We start from the raw sequence: 17,475 nt of genomic DNA on the forward strand, positions 1-17,475 counted from the left end.
ACTCAGTGGGAGGCGCCGTTGGCGCGCGGTTGCTGCTGCTGGAACGCGGTGGCGTAGCCGCCGGTGCCCCGCTCCAGGGTGCGGGCGACTCGCCCGATGGTGGTGACGCTGACCTGGGTCAGATCGTGGATTTCGCGATAGGGGACGCCCTTGAGCAGCAGCGGCACCACCCGCCAGCGATCCGCCATGGCTTCCAGTTCGGCCGGCGTGCACAGGTCTTCCAGGAACGCCCGCACCTGTCCCGCCTCGCCCAGGCTGGCCAGGGCTTGGGAAAGCGCCTGCAGGGAGGTGCTCTCACTCGGGTCGTCGGAGGCGGCAGGGCGGCGTTTCATCGGGAATCCGGCAGGGTCTGAGGCCGGTTGCCGGCCAATCAATGCATTAATGCGTTAATACATTAATGAAGCCCTCGGCGGTCGTCAAGTCCAGCGCCGCCCCTCCCTGCCGGACGGGGTCGCATGGTTAAACTGGCGACGGGTCCGCCGGCCTGGGCGGGTGTCGAGAATCGGGGAAGGGAACCGGATGAGGGAGGCCATTCGCGGGTTTCGCTGGCTGCTGACGGGGCTGTGGCTGCTGTGCGCGTTCGCACAGGCGCAGACACGGGACCCGCTGGTGATGTCCGGCGATACGGCCACCTACCCTCTCGCCGCGCATACGACCTATTTCCACGACGTCGACGGCCAGGCCACGCTCGCTGCCATCGAGACAAGCCAGCGGACGGGCCGCTTCCGCCCCTTGCCCGGCGACGATGCCTCGTTCGGTTTCCAGCCCGGCGCCTACTGGTTCCATGTGCGCCTGCTCAACCGCAACCTGCAGGAGCCGCGCTGGCTGCTGGTCCAACAGTACGCGCTGAGCGACCGGCTGGATGTGTATGTGCGCCATCCCGATGGTCGGCTGTTCCATCAGGTAGGAGGCGATCATCAGCCGTTCGAGCGGCGCAGCGTCCGCTATCGCCATCCGAATTTCCAACTGGACCTGCCACCCGGGCAGCCCGCCGATCTGTTCGTGCGGGTGGAGAGCCAGAGTTCGATGCAGGTGCCGCTGGCGCTGTATTCGCCCACCGCGTTCGCCGAGCTCTCGCGCGATGCGCAGTTCGCGATGGGCATCTACTACGGCATCCTGCTGGCGCTGTTCACCTACAACCTGGTGCTCTGGCTGACCCTGCGTGATGCCAGCTACTTCTGGTATCTGTTCCACATCAGCGCGTTCGGCCTGGTGCTGTTCACCCTGTACGGGCTGGGCTTCGAATACCTGTGGCCGCATTCACCATGGCTGGCGGACAAATCCGTGCCGCTGTCCATCTGCCTCGCGCAGATCGGCATGCAGCAGTTCGCGCGCAATTTCCTGGGCCTGAGCCGGCGCTGGCCGCTGGGTGATCGCATCGGCCTGGCCATGATCGGGCTGTTCGTGATCCTGGGAATCGCCACCACCTGGATTCCGATCCGGCTGTCCACCCAGCTGGCGGTGATCGCGGTGATCCTGAGCGTGGCCTGGATTGCGGTCGAGGCGGTGGTGGCGATGCGCAGCGGCTACAAGCCGGCCAAACTGTTCCTGCTGGCCTGGTCGATGTTCCTGGCCGGCATCGCGATGGTGGCGATGGTCGCCTTCGGCGCGTTGCCCAAGAATTTCGTCACCGAGTACAGCGTGCAGATCGGATCGGCCCTGGAAATGCTGCTGCTGTCGGTCGCGCTGGGTTATCGCTACGCCTCGTTGCGCAACGAAAACGAACGAATCGTGCGCGAATCGCGCGACCAGCTGGAAATCAAGGTCGAACAGCGCACCGGCGAACTGCGCAGCGCGCTTGACCAGCTGGAGGCCGCGCACCTGCGACTGCGCGAGTTCAGCCGGCTGGACGGCCTCACCGAGCTGTACAACCGCGCCCATTTCCGCGAGGCCTTCGAACACCTGCTTTCGCAGGCGCGCAACGCGGCGCAGCCGATCTCGCTGCTGATGATCGATCTGGATCACTTCAAGCGCATCAACGACACCTACGGCCACCTGGTCGGCGATGATTGCCTGCGCTGGACCTCGAACACGATGGCGGAGACGCTGCGCCCCTATGGCGCGCTGGTCGCGCGCTTCGGCGGCGAGGAATTCATCGCCGCCCTGCCCGACATGAATCTGGAAGAAGCCAGCGCGGTGGCGGAGGAACTGCGCCAGCGCCTGCGCCAGCGTCCCTGCCGCAGCGGCGAACTGGACATCCCGATCTCGGCCAGCATCGGCGTCCATTGCGTGGACACGCACAAGAACAGCATCGACTCCGCGCTGCAGGTCGCCGATCAGGCGCTCTACACCGCCAAGGCGGAAGGACGCGACTGCGTCCGCACGCTGTAAGCCAGAACCTTCCCCCGATGCGGGGGAAGCTGCCCAAAGGGTGGATGGGGACGCTTTTCGCACCGTCACACGGACTTGCCCGCCACCCAGGCGCGAGGCGAATCGGCGGGTTCATTCTTCGGCGGAAGTGGATCCCGGCTTTCGCCGGGATGACGGCAAGTGATGATGGGAAACGAATCGCGGGGCAAGCCCCTTGGCTTCCGCTACCCACGCCTTCCGGCAAACATCACGGCAGGCCCACCTGCACGGGGCAGGGCCGAGCTTGCCCGGCCCGGAGCCTGCCACATTCCGGCCAAGCGGCGGAGCAGGCTCCGCTCTGCCGGCTTTATCGCCCGGCCAGCGCGCGGGCCTGTTCCAGCTCCACTTTCAGGCTGCTGGCCAGTTCCTCGCGCTTGACCTCGAACTGCTGTTCGCGGACCAGATCCTTCACGGTTACCGCGCCGCGCGCGCGCTCGTCCTCGCCCGCCAGCACCACGAAACGGATGCCGGCACGCGAGGCGTACTGGAACTGCTTGGCCAGTTTGCGCGCTTCCATCTGCACTTCGGTGTTGATGCCGGCGGCCCGCAGGCGGCGGGCGATGTCGAGTGAATCGGCCAGCGCGCCGTCATCCATCAGGGCCACCATCGCCTGCACGCTGCTCTCGTCGCTGCCGGCGATCAGGCCGGCCTCGCGCAACTGCCAGAACAGACGGGTCAGGCCGATGGAGATGCCCACGCCGGGGAGCTTGGACTTGGTGTAGTGGCTGGCCAGATCCTCGTAGCGGCCACCCGAGCAGATCGAGCCGATCTGCGGATAGTCGTCCAGTTGGGTCTCGTAGACGGTGCCGGTGTAGTAGTCCAGGCCGCGGGCGATGGAGAAGTTAAGGCAGTAATCGGCTTCGGGAACGCCCAGCGCATGCACCAGTTCCAGTACTTCGCGCAGTTCGGCCACGCCCTGGGCCAGCGTCTCGTTGCCCTGCCCCAGCGCTCCCAGTTTGGCCAGCGCGTCCGCGTGGCTGGTCGAACGCATGGCGACGAAGTCCAGGATCCGCGCCACCGCGTCGGCCGGGACGTTGAACTCCGGACCTTCCAGCGTCTCGCGGACATAGTCCGCGCCGCGCTTGTCGAGCTTGTCGACTTCGCGCAGCACCAGCGCCTGCCGTTCGCCGTCGGCGATGCCCTGCGCCTCGAAGAAGCCGCGCATCAGCTTGCGGTTGTTGAGCTGGATGGTGAACTTGCCGATACCCAGGTCGCTGAAGACCGCGTGGATCACCGCCAGGATCTCGGCATCGAAGCGGATGCTCAGCGCATCCTTGCCGATCACGTCGATGTCGCACTGGTAGAACTCGCGGAAACGGCCGCGCTGGGCCCGCTCGCCGCGATAGACCCGCTGGATCTGGTAACGCCGGAACGGGAAGGTCAGTTCGTGCTCGTGCTCGGCCACGTAGCGGGCCAGCGGCACGGTCAGGTCGAAGCGCAAAGCCAGTTCCGGCAAGCCTTCCGCGGAGCCCGCCTCGGTCTTGGCCAGCGCGCCGGTGGACTGCACGAAATAGACCTGGCGTTCGGTCTCGCCACCGGATTTGGTCAGCAGGGTTTCCGACAACTCGAACACCGGCGTTTCCACCGGCAGGAAGCCGAAGCGCTCGTAGTTGCGGCGGATGGTGTCCAGCATGCGCTGGAAGGCGATCTGCTCCCGCGGCAGCAGTTCCATGACTCCGGGCGGGGTGCGTGGCTTGATCAAGCTGAAAACTCCGGGGGGACGCGAAAACGAAGGCCCGTCATTCTAAGACTGAACGGCCCGACCCGGCAGGCGCACAAAAAAGTGTTGCCGACCGCCGGCTCTCTGAATAGAATAGCCGGCTCACACGGGGTGTAGCTCAGTCTGGTAGAGCGCTACGTTCGGGACGTAGAGGTCGCAGGTTCGAATCCTGTCTCCCCGACCAATTGGGAAATGGTCACAAGCAAGCCTGGGAAACGAAGTTTCTCGGGTTTTTTTGTGCCCGGCGGCGGCCCCATGCGGCGCCCCGCTCCTCCATCGCACCTGTCCGTCCCCGGCCGATCAGCGGGCGATTCCAGGCAATCGGTCAGCCATCCGATCACCTGTTTCGCAGGACCATTGTTTACGGCCGCGGCCCCGCAGTGGTTGCCCGCGTCTACATCCCGGTGACTCGCGGTCCCGCCGGCCCCCGGCTCAGAACACCACGAACGCCTGCAGGCGCACGTAGCGGAAGGCATAGCTGCCGGTGCCGGTGTCGGTCAGCACCGGGGTGTCGGTGTAACCGGCGTCCAGGCGCAGCCAGGCATCCTTCCAGCGCGGGGTCTCGACGCCGAATTCGGCCAGGCGCGCGCGCTTCCAGCCTTCCTCGGAGCTGCGCTGGCGGCCCCAGCCGGCGCGAGCGCTCCACTGGTAACCGCCGATGTGGCGGCGCCAGGCGAGCACGCCGAGCGCTTCGCCGTACCACGGCGGCGAGTAGTAATCGGCCTCGAAGGCTTCGCTGTTGCGGTAGTAGCGGGCGCGCAGCTGGGCGCTCAGGCCCTGCTCCGGCGCGAATGCGTAGACCAGGTTGCCGCGCAGGTGCGTGCGCAGGTTGTCGCCGGTGCCGAAGTCCTGCACGCCGGCGACCACGCTGGCGGACCAGCGATCGCTGAACGGCATGTCGATCGCCGCGCCGGCGAAAGTCTGCACCCAGCCTTCGCGCGCGCCGCGCCGGGTTTCCAGCACTTCGCGCTCGATGAAGAGCTCCTTGCGCCAGGGATCGGTGCTGTGGATCGAAGCGCGGCCCAGCAGATCGTCGCCGTTGCTGCCGATGTCGCCGTCCCAGCGCCAGGCCTTGCCCAGGCTGCCGGCGCCGCTCAGGTAGGCGCGGTTCTCGGACTCGGACCAGCCGCGTCCGGCGAAGCGCGCGCGCTCGACCTTCACGCCCCACCAATGTTCGATGTCGCGATGCTGGATGTCCCAACCCAACGCGACCTTGCGGGTCTCGTTGTCGTCGGCATCCGAACCGATCCAGACGTCGGTCCGTATCGCCGGACGCGCGGCGGGCGCGTCTTCGGCGGCAAAGGCCGGAATCGCGGGTACCGCCAGCGCCCATCCGAGGGCGGCGGCGATGACACACTTGCTCATTTGGTCCCCCAGGTCTTGCGCAGGCGCAGGATTTCGGCGGCGTATCCCATGACGCAGACCGGCTGCAGGATCATGGTGTAGGCCAGCGTGTAGAACAGGAATCCGCTGACGTTGCGGCGCACGCGCAGGTCCTGGCTTTTGAACATCTTCGACTGCACGCGGAAGATGATCAGGTTCCATAGCGCCGCCAGCGGCAACACCAGCAGCGTCATGATACCGGCGATCCAGTAATAGCCGAACAGCGCCAGGATCAGGCCGGGGATGAAGGCCAGCGTGTAGACCAGATCCAGCGGCAGGAACAGCAGGTTCCACCAGATGAAGAGCGTGGTCATGCGGGGCTTGAACAGCAGGCTGCCGTGGCGCGCGAACGCTTCCATCAGTCCACGCGACCAGCGTTGGCGCTGCTTGGAGAACTGGCCCAGCTTTTCCGGCACGCGGGTGAACAGGCAGGCTTCCTCGCAATAGCCGATGCGCGCGCCGGTCTTGAGCAGCGCCCAGGACAAGACGATGTCCTCGCCGACGCACTCTGGCCAGCCGCCGGCCTGTTCGAGCGCTTCGCGGGTATACAGCGAGAACGCGCCCTGGGCGACCAGGGTGCCGTGATACATGCTCTGCATGCGCTTGACCGCGGCGATGCCGTGGAAGTAATCCCACTCCTGGCTGCGGGTCAGCCAGTTCTCGCGGGAGTTGCGCACCAGCACCGCGCCGGCCACCGCCACGGTGCCGGCGGGATCGCACAGGAAACGCTCGACCAGTTTGCGCAGCGCATCCGGGCGCAGGTACGAGTCGCCATCGACGGTGACGACCAGATCCTGCCGGGTTTCCGCCAGCCCGCGATTCAGCGCCTTGGATTTGCCGCCATTCTTCGGCTGCGCCAGCACCCGCACCTGCAGGCCCGGCCGGGCCTGTTCGATCGCCGCCGCGCGGGCGATGGCCAGGCTGTCGTCGGTGGAGCCGTCGTCGATCACCACCACTTCGATGGTGCCCGGGTAGTCCTGGCGCGCCAGGCTGGCGAGCGTGTCGGCGATGTTGTCGGCTTCGTTGTAGCAGGCCACCAGCACGCATACGTCCGGCAGGCGCTCGAACCTGCGCAGGCGCGGACGACGGTCGGCCAGGATGGAGCCGATCAGGAACGCATTCATGAAGCCCGGCACGTAGGCGATGAAGGTGATGATCAGCAACGCCAGCGCGAATCCCACATGGGTGGAAAGTTCATGCAGCCACGGCTGCGAGAGCTGGACGCTCAGCGCCGCCCAGGCCAGGGCGATGGTCAGTACCAGGACGTACTTGATCCGCACCGACACATAGAAACGCCGGTACCCCGGCGCGGGGACCGGCGCGGGCGCGGGAGGTTCCGGCGGCAGCGCGCGCGCGCCATCCCATGGCGGGGCGTTGGAAGGCGAATGGGCGTCATACATGGCGGCGGCACGCAAGCTCGGAATGTGCCCCGGATGCAGCAATTCGCGTGCCAACCGCCGCGGCCGGCAAGCCCCGTCTCTCGGTGGCTCTCCCAGCCTTCGTCAAAATTTCGTGATGAAAATCACTTTTTTGTGACACAAAAGGTCACTTTTGGCCCCGCCCCCTGTCCTTCGCACGCGACGTTTCCTGACCGGGAAGGGGGGGCCACCCTCGCTCCGCCGCCAGGATGGGCCCTTCACGGATGGCTGCGGCCAGACGCTTCAGCGAAGGCCCGTACTGGCGTTCTTCCCTGTTGGCAGCGAACGCCGCCGCCCCAGATTGGGTGATTTTCTGAGATTTACATCACATAAATTTATGGATTATTAACGAAATCCCCTCATTTGGGCTCCCTTCCAGGACCCCTTTCTAAACTTGGCAGGATTTGTGCTTCTCATCACAAACCATGGACCACCAGCAGGTCTCCCCCGGAGGCCTTTCTGTTAGCTACAGGGGCGGAACGCTTTGAAAAGAACCACTTTGTCTTGGGCGCTTGCATGCGCCATGGGTGCGACCGGTCTGCCGGCACTGGCAGCGGCACCCACCGGAACTCCTGATTCGTCATCCAGCCTTCCCGACCATGACGCCTCGCTCGCACAGGCCGCCCGCCTGCGCGACGAGTCGCGCTGGCTGGACGCGTTGGCCATTTTCGAACGCCTGCAGGCGCAGCGTCCCGACGACGCCAACCTGTATCGCCTGCGCGCCCTGACCCTGGGCGATATCGGCAACAGCTACCAGGCGTGGGCGATGTACCGCGCCCGGCCGGACCTGTTCGACGCCGCCCAGCGCGAACGGTTCGAAGCCAACTACCTGGCGCGCCTGATCCTGTGGTCGCAGGCGTATCCGGAGAACGAGCGCAATCGCCTCGCCGAAGCACGCGTGGCCGATGCGGCCATCGAGGAATACCTGCGCCTGTCGCCCGCCAACGATCCGGCACTGCCGACGCGCATTCGTTTCGACCGCCTGCTGCTGTTGTCGAAGATGGGACGCCATCAGCAGGTCGTCGACGAGTACCGCGCCCTCGGCGACACGGTTCCGGCCTATGCCCTCCCCGCGGTCGGCGACTCGCTGATGGCGCTAAAGCGCCCGGTGGAAGCCGCGCCGGTGCTGGAGGCCGCATTGAAGGCCGACCCCGAGAACAGCGACGTGCGCATGCAGTTGGCCTACGCCCATCTGGAGGCCGAACAGCCGACCACCGCGATCCGCCAGCTCGAGGCCTACCGCGAAACCCAGCCGGCCTGGCTGTACGCGCCCGGCGCCCGCCAGGGCAGCCAGAACTGGCGTCGCGCCGATGCCGACAGCACCCTGGCGATGCTGCGCGCCTTTTCCGAGGACCTGCCGACCGCCGAACGCGAGATCACCGGCATGCTCGGCATCGGCCCCAACAACGCCGGCCTGCAGACCTCGCTCGGGCAGATCTACATGATGCGCGGCTGGCCCGAACGCGCCCTGGAACGCTTCCGCATGGCCTCCACGCTGGACGAACGCGACGTCAACGCGCGCGTCGGCCAGGTCGAGGCGCTGGTCACCCTGCGCCGCGACGACGAGGCCCGCGATCTGCACGATCAGCTGGTGAAGGAGTACGGCGACCAGCCGAACGTACAGCGCATGGACGAACTCTGGCGCAACCATCGGGGCTGGCAGTGGCGCGCCTACGTGGCCGGCGCGCGCAGCCGCGGCGGCACCGGCAACACGCCGTTCGGCAACCGCGACGGCGAATACGGCGTCGAAGTGCAGTCGCCGTTGATTGACGATCGTTGGCGCCTGACCGCCGCGGTCGATGATCGCTGGGCCGACTTCGACCGCGATCGCATCCACCAGCGCCGCCAGGGCGTGGGCGTGCGTTACGCCTACGACCGCCTGGATACCCATCTGGGCGTCTATCACTCCAGCGATCGCGTCGGCGGGACCGGCATCGGCCTGGACGTGGGCTGGCGCTTCAGCGATACCCTGGACGGACGCCTGTCGCTGCGCCGCAAGGACGCAGACGCGTCGCTGCAGGCGCGTGACGCCGGCATCACCGCCGACAGCGCGGCGATCAGCCTGACCTACGCGCGCAACGAGCGCACCCGGTTCCACGGCGGACTGACCCATTGGCGCTACGAGGACGGCAACCGCCGCACCGCGCTGAACCTGGACGCACAGCAACGCCTGTTCACCCGCCCGCATTTCCTGCTCGATGGCCTGGCCGGCCTGTCCGCCAGCCGCGCCAGCCGCGAGAACACGCCCTACTTCAATCCCTCGCGCGACGGCACGCTGGAACTGGGCCTGCGCGCGGACCAACTGGTGTGGCGCGAATACGAGCGCCATTTCCGCCACCGCTTCACCGCGACCGCCGGACGCTACTGGCAGGAAGGCTTCGGCACCGCCTGGGTACCGTCGCTGCGCTACGAGCACGAATGGCAGTTCGGCCTGGGCCGGGTCCTGACCTATGGCATCAACTGGTCGCGTCCGGTCTATGACGGCGTCCGTGAAGAACGCTTCGGCTTCGATGCCGAACTGCGGTGGGGAGAATGATGATGAAGTCCTTACGTCCGACCTGGCTGCTGCTGGGCCTGTTCGCGCTGGCGCTGCTGGCGCCGCTGTTGCCCGCCCGCGCGGCCGAGCCGCTGCTGGTCCTGAGCTATCACGACATCCGCGACGATGTCGCCCGCAAAGGCGATGCCGATGCCTATGCGGTCAGCACCCAGAACTTCGCCGCGCATCTGGACTGGCTGGCCGGCCATGGCTATCACCCGGTCTCGCTGTCGCAGGTGGTGGAAGCCTCGCGCGGCGGCACGCCGCTGCCGGCCAAGCCGGTGCTGCTGACTTTCGACGACGGCCTGCGCAGCCTCTACACGCATGCGTTCCCGTTGCTGCGCGCCTACAACTATCCGGCCCTGGCCGCCGTCATCACCGGCTGGGTCGACATGCCGGCCGGCCAGCAGATCGACTACGGTCCGCGCATGTTCAACCGGGACGACTTCGTCACCTGGGATCAGCTGCGCGAGATGCAGGCCAGCGGCCTGGTCGAAGTCGCCAGCCATACCAACGCCATGCACAAGGGCGTGCAGTCCAATCCGCAGGGCAACCAGACCCCGGCGGCGATCACCCGCATCTACGACCCGGCCGCCGGCCAGTATGAAACCGAAGCCGGCTACCGCGAACGCGTGCGTTCGGATCTGGCCACCAGCAGCGATCTGATCCGCCGGCACCTGGGCAAGTCGCCGCGCGCCATCGTCTGGCCCTACGCCGCCTACAGTAGCGTGAGCAACGACATCGCCGAAGCGCTGGGCATGCCGGTGTCGTTCGACCTGGAAGGCCCAAGCACGCCGGTGACCCGTGATCTGCACGGCCTGGCGCGCCTGCTGGTGATGGACAATCCGACCGTGACCGAGCTCGCCTACGAGCTTCGCCACGATCCCGAAGCCGAAGGCATGCGCGCCCTGCAGATCGATCTGGACGCCGTGTACGACGCGGATCCGCAGCAGCAGGCGCGCAACCTGGATCTGCTGATCGAGCGGGTCAATCGCATCCGCCCCAGCCATGTGTTCCTGCAGGCGTTCGCCGATCCCGATGGCGACGGCGCCGCGGATGCGCTGTACTTCCCCAACCGCTTCATGCCGGTGCGCGCGGATCTGTACAACCGGGTCGCCTGGCAGCTGTACACCCGCGCCCACGTCAAGGTATTCGCGTGGCTGCCGGTGATGGCCTACAAGCTCCCGCAGCAGACGCCGGACATGGCCATCGCCAGCCGCGAGGCCGACGGCATCCCGCGCCTGGACTTCACCCGTCCGGACGTGCGCCGGATCATCGCCGGCATCTACGAAGACCTGGCGGTCGCCTCCTACATGGAGGGCCTGCTGTTCCATGACGACGCCTACCTGCGCGACACCGAACTGACCTCGCTCGCTCCGGGCAACACCGAGGCGCGCACCCAGGCGCTGATCGACTTCACCCTGGAACTGAAGAACGCCGCCGAGCGCTGGCGTCCCAAGCTGCGCACCGTGCGCAACCTGTATGCGCGCCCGGTGCTTGAACCGCAGAGCCAGGCCTGGTTCGCGCAGCGGCTGGATCTGTTCAACCGCGCCTACGATCACACCGCGTTGATGGCGATGCCGTGGATGGAAGGCAGCCGTCATCCGGAGAAATGGCTGGATCAACTGGTGAGCGCGGTGCGCAAGCAGGACCCGCAGCTGTCGCAGACGCTGTTCGAACTGCAGACGGTCGACTGGAACACCCGCAAGCCCATTCCCGGCCAGCGCATCAATGCGCTGATCCGGCGCCTGCAGGCGCAGGGCGTGCGCCACCTGGGCTGGTATCCGGACGATTTCATCGCCGACCTGCCGCGCATGCCCGAGGCCCGCGCCGGCATCTCCGCCCGCGGCTTCCCCTACGAGGAGCGCTGATCATGGAAAAGATCCTCGCCGTCCTGTTCGAATTCGCCTTCCTGTACCCGATCATCATGTCGTTCTTCTGGATGTCGGGCGGGCTGTACTACTACTTCCGGCGCGAACGCCATGAACGCCAGCGCACGGACCCGCCGCCGCTGGCCAGCTATCCGAAGGTCTCGATCCTCATCCCCTGCCACAACGAGGGCGACAACGCGGAGGAGACCATTGGCAGCGCACTGCTGCAGAAGTACCCGGACTTCGAAGTCATCGCCATCAACGACGGCAGCCGCGACAACACCGCCGAGGTGCTCAACGCCATGGCCGCGCGCCATGACAAGCTGCGGGTGATCCACCTGGATCGCAACCTGGGCAAGGCTAACGCGCTGCGCATGGGCGCTCTCGCCGCCCAGTCGGAGTACCTGGTCTGCATCGACGGCGACGCGCTGCTGGACGAATACGCCGCGCACTGGATGGTCTGGCACCTGACTTCCGGCCCGCGCGTGGGCGCGGTGACCGGCAATCCGCGCATCCGCAACCGGTCCACTCTGCTGGGCCGCCTGCAGGTCGGCGAGTTCTCCTCGATCATCGGCATGATCAAGCGCGCCCAGCGCGTGTACGGGCGCATCTTCACCGTGTCGGGCGTGATCAGCGCGTTCCGCCGCACCGCCCTGCATCGCATCGGCTATTGGGCCGACGACATGGTGACCGAGGACATCGACATCAGCTGGCGCCTGCAGCTGGATCATTGGGACATCCGCTACGAGCCCAACGCGCTGTGCTTCATCCTGATGCCGGAAACCCTGCGGGGCCTGTGGCGGCAACGCCTGCGCTGGGCGCAGGGCGGCGTGGAAGTGCTGCTGCGCCATGGCCGCGACTTCCTCAGCTGGCGCAAGCGTCGCATGTGGGGCGTGCTGCTCGAGTACCTGCTCAGCGTGCTGTGGGCCTACACCATGCTGTTGATCATCGTGCTGTGGGCGCTGGGCAAGTTCATCGCCCTGCCGCCGGCGCTGTACGTGCACACCATCCTGCCCTCGTGGCACGGCGTGATCCTGGCGATGGTCTGCATGGCGCAGTTCGCCAGCAGCATCATCATCGACCGCCGCTATGAAACCCAGGTCGGCCGCAACTACTTCTGGATGATCTGGTACCCGATGGCGTACTGGCTGCTGAGCCTGTTCACCACCGTGGTCGCACTCCCCAAGACCCTGTTGAAACGGCGCGGCAAGCGCGCCACGTGGGTCAGTCCTGATCGAGGTATCCGATGAAATACGATTCCCGCCTGATCCGCAAACCGTACGCCCAGCCGCGCCTGAAGCGCGCGGCCTGGGGCTTCGTCACCGCCGCCTTCTGGGGCCTCTACATCTACCTGTGGCTGCCGCTGGTCACCCTGGTCCTGTGGCTGCTGGGCGTGCGCACGGCGTTCTTCGAGCTGTACACGCGCAAGCACCAGGTCGAGCCGTTCCTGCTCGTCGCCATTCCCACCATGGCCGTGCTGTGCGCGCTGGCCCTGATCGGCTGGGCCGAATACAACCGCTGGCGTTTCGCCAGGCAGGATCGCCGCAGCCCGCAGGAAGATGTCGACGTGGACGAGGTGGCCCGGCGGCTGGGCGCGAGCCAGACGCTGGCGCAGCAGCTCGGACAGTCGAAAATCACCCTGCTGCACATGAACGAGGACGCGATTCCGGAATCGATGAGCAGCCCGGCGCTGGCCGCCGAACGCTGATTCCGCGCGCGAAGGCACGTTTCAGGACGGTGTGTCGCCACGGCGGCATGCCGCCCCGCCCGCGCGATCGGCGATAATGCGCGCGATGAAATCCCCGCAACACCCCCTCCCCCGTTCCGTCTCCCCGGCTTCTCCCGCTTCGCTCTGGTCCGGCCGCGGCCTGATCCTGGCCGGCATCGTGCTGTCGGCGTTCAACCTGCGCACGGCGGTGACCTCGCTGACGCCCCTGCTGGATCAGCTGGGTCAGGTATTTGGATTCGGCGCCACCATGACCGGTGTGTTCGGCATGCTGCCGACCGCCGCCTTCGCCCTGTTCGGCGTGCTCACCCCCGGCATCGCCCACCGCATCGGCCTGGAACGCACCGCGCTGCTGGCGATGTCGCTGGCCGCGATCGGCCTGCTGCTGCGCAGCCTGGCCGGCGGCAGCGGCGCATTGCTGATGGCATCGGCCGTCGCACTGGCCGGCATGGGCATCGGCAACATCGTGCTGCCTCCGCTGGTGAAGCGCTACTTCGCCGATCGGGTCGGCACCGTCAGCACCCTCTACATCACCGTGTTGCAGGCCGGCACCATCCTGCCGGCGCTGCTGGCGGTGCCGGTGATGGCGGCCAGCAACTGGCAGGTGTCGCTAGGCCTGTGGTCGCTGTTCGCGGTCGCCGCGGCGGTGCCGTGGATCGGCGTGCTGTGGATCGAGCGGCGCCACGATACGCCGATGGCGCAGGCCCACGATCAGGCGGTCACTTCCGCCGACGAGGCGCCGGAGCTGTCCTCGCCGCCGGCGCGTGGCCGGGTCTGGCGTTCGCCGGTGGCCTGGGGCATGGCGCTGATGTTCGGCATGACCTCGCTGGTGACGTACTCGATGTTCACCTGGCTGCCCAAGCTGCTGATCGAGGCCGGCGGCAGCGCGGCGCTGGGCGGCACCATGGTCGGCCTGTTCTCCGCGCTCGGGCTGGTCGCGTCGTTGACCATGCCCGCGCTGGCGGTGCGCATGCGCAATCCGTATTCGGTGGTGCTGGCCTGCGCGGCGTTCTACGCGGTGGCCTTCGCCGGCCTGCTGTGGGCGCCGATGGCCGCGCCTGCCCTGTGGGTCGCGCTGCTGGGCATGGGACCGAGCACGTTTCCGCTGGCGCTGACGATGATCAACCTGCGCACGCGCACACCGGCCGGCTCGGCCTCGCTGTCGGGCTTCATGCAGGGCGTGGGTTATTCGCTGTCCTGTCTGGGACCGCTGATGTTCGGCCTGCTGCACGAACACACCCACGGCTGGACCTGGCCGTTCGGCTTCCTAGTGCTGTGCATCGGCGTGCTGCTGGTCGGCGGCTATCTGGCCTGCAAGCCGCGCTTCCTGGAAGACACCTGGTAGCAAATGGAGATTGGGGCGCCGTCCTTCGGGACCGAGGCCTTCCCGCAGTTACCCGAGCAGATCCGGATGGCGGACCTGGCCTTCGCCCCGGACGACGAAGCGTTCGACGGTCAATGACTCGGCGCCCATCGGGCCATAGGCATGCAGGCGCGTGGTGGAGATGCCGATTTCCGCGCCCAGGCCCAGTTCGCCGCCATCGCTGAAACGCGATGACGCGTTGACCATCACCACCGCCGAGCGCAGCGCCTGCACGAAGCGCTCCGCGTGGCCGGCATCGCGGGTCGCGATGACCTCGGTGTGATCGGAACCGAAACGGCGGATGTGCGCGATCGCCTGCTCCAGGTCGTCCACCACCTTCACCGCGAGGATCAGATCCAGGAATTCGGCGGCGTAATCGTCTTCGGTGGCCGGCGCGGCGTCCGGCACCGACACGCGCGCCGCTTCGTCCGCGCGCAGCTGCACGCCGCGCGCGCGCAATGCCTGCGCTGCCAGCGGCAGGAAGCCCGGCGCGATGTCGCGATGCACCAGCAACGTCTCCAGCGCGTTGCAAACGCCGGGGCGCGAGGCCTTGCCGTCGAGCAGCAGGCGCAGGGCCAGTTGCGGATCCGCGCTGGCGTCGACGAACAGGTGGCACACGCCCTTGTAGTGCTTGATCACCGGCACCCGCGCATGCTCGGCGACGAACCGGATCAGGCCTTCCCCGCCGCGCGGAATCGCCAGATCGATGATGTCGCTGAGTTGCAGCAGTTCCACCATGGTTTCCCGGCGTAGATCCTCGACCAGGGTCAGCGCCGCTTCCGGCAAGCCCTGTGCGCGCAGGGCGCCGCGGAGCGCGCCGGCGATGGCGGTGTTGGAGTGGATGGCCTCGGAGCCCCCGCGCAGGATCACGCCGTTGCCGGCCTTCAGGCACAGCGCGGCGGCATCGGCGGTGACGTTGGGCCGCGCCTCGTAGATCATCGCCACCACGCCCAGCGGCACCCGCACGCGCTGGATGTGGATGCCGTTGGGTCGGGTCTCCTCACGTGTGACCAGACCGACGGGATCCGGCAGCTCGGCGACCTCGCGCACCGCCGCGGCGATCCCGGCCAGGCGTTTTTCATCCAGCTTCAGCCGGTCCAGCATCGCACCGGTGATGCCCTTGGCGGCCGCCGCCTCCATGTCGCGCGCGTTGGCGGCCAGGATCGTCCCGCGCCCCGCTTCCAGTGCATCGGCCATCGCCCGCAGCAGGGCGTTCTTGGATGTGGTGGAAAGCTGGGCGATGGCCTGCGCGGCGTCGCGGCATTGCAGGGCCTGTTGCTGGATGTCGCTCATCGGTTCCGGTTCCGTCGCGTGGGTTCTTGTGTCCGCCTCACAGCACGACCAGATCATCGCGGTGCACGATGTTCTCGCCGTAGCTGTAGCCGAGTATGCCTTCGATCTCGCGCGAGTGCCGGCGGGCGATGCGGCGGATATCCAGCGCCGAATACTGGCTCACGCCGCGCGCGATGCAGTGATCGCCACCGTCGCGCAGATGGACCTCGACCATGTCGCCGCGCCTGAAGTCGCCTTCGGCGCCCACCACCCCGCCCGGCAGCAGCGATGCGCCGCGCTCGCGCACCGCGCCGGCGGCACCGGCGTCGACCAGGATCGCGCCGGCATCCACCGGCACGTTGCGCAGCCAGTACTTGCGCGCGGCCAGGCGGTTCTGCGCCGGCCGGAAGCGGGTTCCGTGCAGGCGGCCGGTCGCGAGCGCGGACAGGGTCGCGGCACGGGTGCCGTTGAACAGGAAGGTCTCGATGCCGGCGGCCGCGGCCTTCGCCGCCGCTTCCAGCTTGGTGTGCATGCCGCCCGTGCCGACGCCGCTGCCGGCGCCGCCTGCCATGGCGAAGAACGCCGGCGTCAGCGCCTCCACGTCGAGGATGGGCCGCGCTTCGGGGTGGATGCGCGGGTTGGCCGAATAGAAGCCGTCGATGTCGGTGGCGATGAACAGCGCATCGGCATCGACCAGCGCCGCGACCACCGCGGCGAGATTGTCGTTGTCGCCCAGTTTCAGTTCGTCCACCGAGACGGTGTCGTTCTCGTTGACCACCGGCAAGGCGCCCAGCGCCAGCAGTTCCTGCAGGGTGGCGCGCGCGTTGAGATAGCGCCGCCGGTTGCGCAGGTCGTCGTGGGTCAGCAGTACCTGCGCGACCGGCCTCTCGAAGAAGCGTTGCCACAGGCCAATCAGCTGCGCCTGGCCGAGCGCGGCGAGCGCCTGCCGCTCGGCCATCGCCACGCCCGTCGCGGGCTTGCGATGCAGCAGCCCGCGCCCGGCCGCGACCGCGCCGGAGGAGACGATGACCACTTCGCGCCCGGCCTGCAGGCTGGAGGAAACGAACTGGGCCAGGTTGAGCGCATGGCGCGGGCTCAGTCCTTCTCCGTCGGCGGCCAGCAGGCTGCTGCCCACCTTGAGCACCGCGCGCTTCCACGCCGGCAGGACCTGTTCGGAGAAGGGGGACGTGGCCTGGTTCATGGCGGACTCAGCGGATGTTCCATTCGTGCACGGTGAGGATCGAACTGCCGGTGACGGCCAAGGGGTCGCGGGCGGCGATGCCGCGCGCCTCTTCCAGCGACGCCACGCCGGCCAGCAGATAAGCGCCGCCGGTGCGATCGCTGAAACCGCCGGTCATTTCCAGCAGGCCGGCTTCGCGCAGCCCCTCAAGAAAGGCGTGATGCGGGGCGATGACATCATCGTGGAATCGAGGTGTCCGCATCGCCATCACCAGGTAACGCGTCTTCATCGGTCGGTCTCCGGATCAGTCAACGGCGCAGGCACGCGATCGCCATGCGCGCGCGGCGAGGAGATCACCAGAAAGCGGGTGTCGGTGTTCGAATGGTTGCGCATCCGGTGCGCCTGGCCCGGCGCGACATGCAGGCCCTCGCCCGCGTCGAGCACGGACGTGACGCCTTCCACCTCGAGTTCGGCCTGTCCGGCCAGCACGTAGAAGAACTGGCGTGCCTGGAGGTGATAGTGGCGCACTTCCGCAGTGCCCGATGGCATTCGCTCCTCGATCACGCTCAGGCCGTCGTGCTTGAGCAGATGCCAGCCGTCGCAGCCCTGGCCCCACGCGTAGTGTTCGGCATTGGCGCGACTGACCGGCGACATGGC

14 protein-coding genes and 1 tRNA gene are annotated in these 17,475 nt (G+C 67.4%); 7 read left to right on the forward strand and 8 right to left on the reverse strand.

Going from position 1 to position 17,475, the window contains the following annotated elements; genetic code table 11:
- Positions 1-2: 2 nt before the first annotated feature.
- Entirely contained in the window at positions 3-332 is a 330-nt protein-coding gene (locus ACTHN1_RS16265; RefSeq protein WP_440471981.1) for a YerC/YecD family TrpR-related protein, read from the reverse strand.
- A gap of 187 nt (positions 333-519) precedes the next feature.
- On the opposite strand from ACTHN1_RS16265, the gene ACTHN1_RS16270 reads away from it, so the two are divergent.
- Positions 520-2,331 (forward strand): sensor domain-containing diguanylate cyclase, encoded by a 1,812-nt coding sequence (locus tag ACTHN1_RS16270; protein WP_440471982.1) that lies wholly within the window; start codon positions 520-522, stop codon positions 2,329-2,331.
- A 325-nt stretch (positions 2,332-2,656) separates the two neighbouring features.
- On the opposite strand, the gene hisS is transcribed toward ACTHN1_RS16270, so the two are convergent.
- Entirely contained in the window at positions 2,657-4,051 is a 1,395-nt protein-coding gene (gene hisS / locus ACTHN1_RS16275) for a histidine--tRNA ligase (RefSeq protein ID WP_440471983.1), read from the reverse strand.
- A 125-nt stretch (positions 4,052-4,176) separates the two neighbouring features.
- Here hisS and ACTHN1_RS16280 point away from each other — a divergent pair.
- Positions 4,177-4,253 (forward strand) — tRNA-Pro (locus ACTHN1_RS16280).
- A 248-nt stretch (positions 4,254-4,501) separates the two neighbouring features.
- On the opposite strand, the gene ACTHN1_RS16285 is transcribed toward ACTHN1_RS16280, so the two are convergent.
- Complete coding sequence (locus ACTHN1_RS16285) at positions 4,502-5,434, reverse strand: hypothetical protein (RefSeq protein ID WP_440471984.1); 933 nt, start codon at positions 5,432-5,434, stop codon at positions 4,502-4,504.
- Complete coding sequence (locus ACTHN1_RS16290) at positions 5,431-6,852, reverse strand: glycosyltransferase family 2 protein (protein WP_440471985.1); 1,422 nt, start codon at positions 6,850-6,852, stop codon at positions 5,431-5,433. Before ACTHN1_RS16290 ends, ACTHN1_RS16285 begins: the two co-directional genes overlap by 4 nt.
- A gap of 541 nt (positions 6,853-7,393) precedes the next feature.
- Between ACTHN1_RS16290 and pgaA the strand changes: the two genes are divergently transcribed.
- The 5 genes from pgaA to ACTHN1_RS16315 all read left to right on the forward strand — a co-directional run bounded on the left by pgaA (position 7,394) and on the right by ACTHN1_RS16315 (position 14,348).
- A complete protein-coding gene (gene pgaA / locus ACTHN1_RS16295) occupies positions 7,394-9,406 on the forward strand; it encodes a poly-beta-1,6 N-acetyl-D-glucosamine export porin PgaA (protein WP_440471986.1) in 2,013 nt (670 codons plus the stop codon).
- 2 nt (positions 9,407-9,408) lie between these two features.
- Entirely contained in the window at positions 9,409-11,277 is a 1,869-nt protein-coding gene (gene pgaB, locus ACTHN1_RS16300; protein ID WP_440471987.1) for a poly-beta-1,6-N-acetyl-D-glucosamine N-deacetylase PgaB, read from the forward strand.
- Between the two features lie 2 nt (positions 11,278-11,279).
- A complete protein-coding gene (gene pgaC / locus ACTHN1_RS16305; protein WP_440471988.1) occupies positions 11,280-12,527 on the forward strand; it encodes a poly-beta-1,6-N-acetyl-D-glucosamine synthase in 1,248 nt (415 codons plus the stop codon).
- Entirely contained in the window at positions 12,524-12,985 is a 462-nt protein-coding gene (pgaD, locus tag ACTHN1_RS16310) for a poly-beta-1,6-N-acetyl-D-glucosamine biosynthesis protein PgaD (protein WP_440471989.1), read from the forward strand. Before pgaC ends, pgaD begins: the two co-directional genes overlap by 4 nt.
- 85 nt (positions 12,986-13,070) lie before the next feature.
- Entirely contained in the window at positions 13,071-14,348 is a 1,278-nt protein-coding gene (locus tag ACTHN1_RS16315) for a CynX/NimT family MFS transporter (protein WP_440471990.1), read from the forward strand.
- A gap of 48 nt (positions 14,349-14,396) precedes the next feature.
- Here ACTHN1_RS16315 and ACTHN1_RS16320 read toward each other — a convergent pair whose 3' ends face one another.
- Genes ACTHN1_RS16320 through ACTHN1_RS16335 form a run of 4 tightly spaced genes read right to left on the reverse strand, consistent with a single transcriptional unit; the run spans position 14,397 to position 17,472 of the window.
- The gene (locus tag ACTHN1_RS16320; RefSeq protein ID WP_440471991.1) at positions 14,397-15,659 is read right to left on the reverse strand and encodes a glutamate-5-semialdehyde dehydrogenase; all 1,263 of its coding nucleotides are present in this window, start codon (positions 15,657-15,659) and stop codon (positions 14,397-14,399) included.
- A gap of 37 nt (positions 15,660-15,696) precedes the next feature.
- Positions 15,697-16,839: a glutamate 5-kinase gene (gene proB / locus ACTHN1_RS16325; protein ID WP_440471992.1), complete on the reverse strand. Its 1,143-nt coding sequence runs from the start codon at positions 16,837-16,839 to the stop codon at positions 15,697-15,699.
- Between the two features lie 7 nt (positions 16,840-16,846).
- The gene (locus tag ACTHN1_RS16330; RefSeq protein ID WP_440471993.1) at positions 16,847-17,107 is read right to left on the reverse strand and encodes a YciI family protein; all 261 of its coding nucleotides are present in this window, start codon (positions 17,105-17,107) and stop codon (positions 16,847-16,849) included.
- The gene (locus ACTHN1_RS16335; protein ID WP_440471994.1) at positions 17,104-17,472 is read right to left on the reverse strand and encodes a cupin domain-containing protein; all 369 of its coding nucleotides are present in this window, start codon (positions 17,470-17,472) and stop codon (positions 17,104-17,106) included. Before ACTHN1_RS16335 ends, ACTHN1_RS16330 begins: the two co-directional genes overlap by 4 nt.
- Positions 17,473-17,475 lie beyond the last annotated feature (3 nt).

This window comes from Pseudoxanthomonas sp. (genome assembly GCF_051953815.1).
Lineage (GTDB): Bacteria > Pseudomonadota > Gammaproteobacteria > Xanthomonadales > Xanthomonadaceae > Pseudoxanthomonas_A.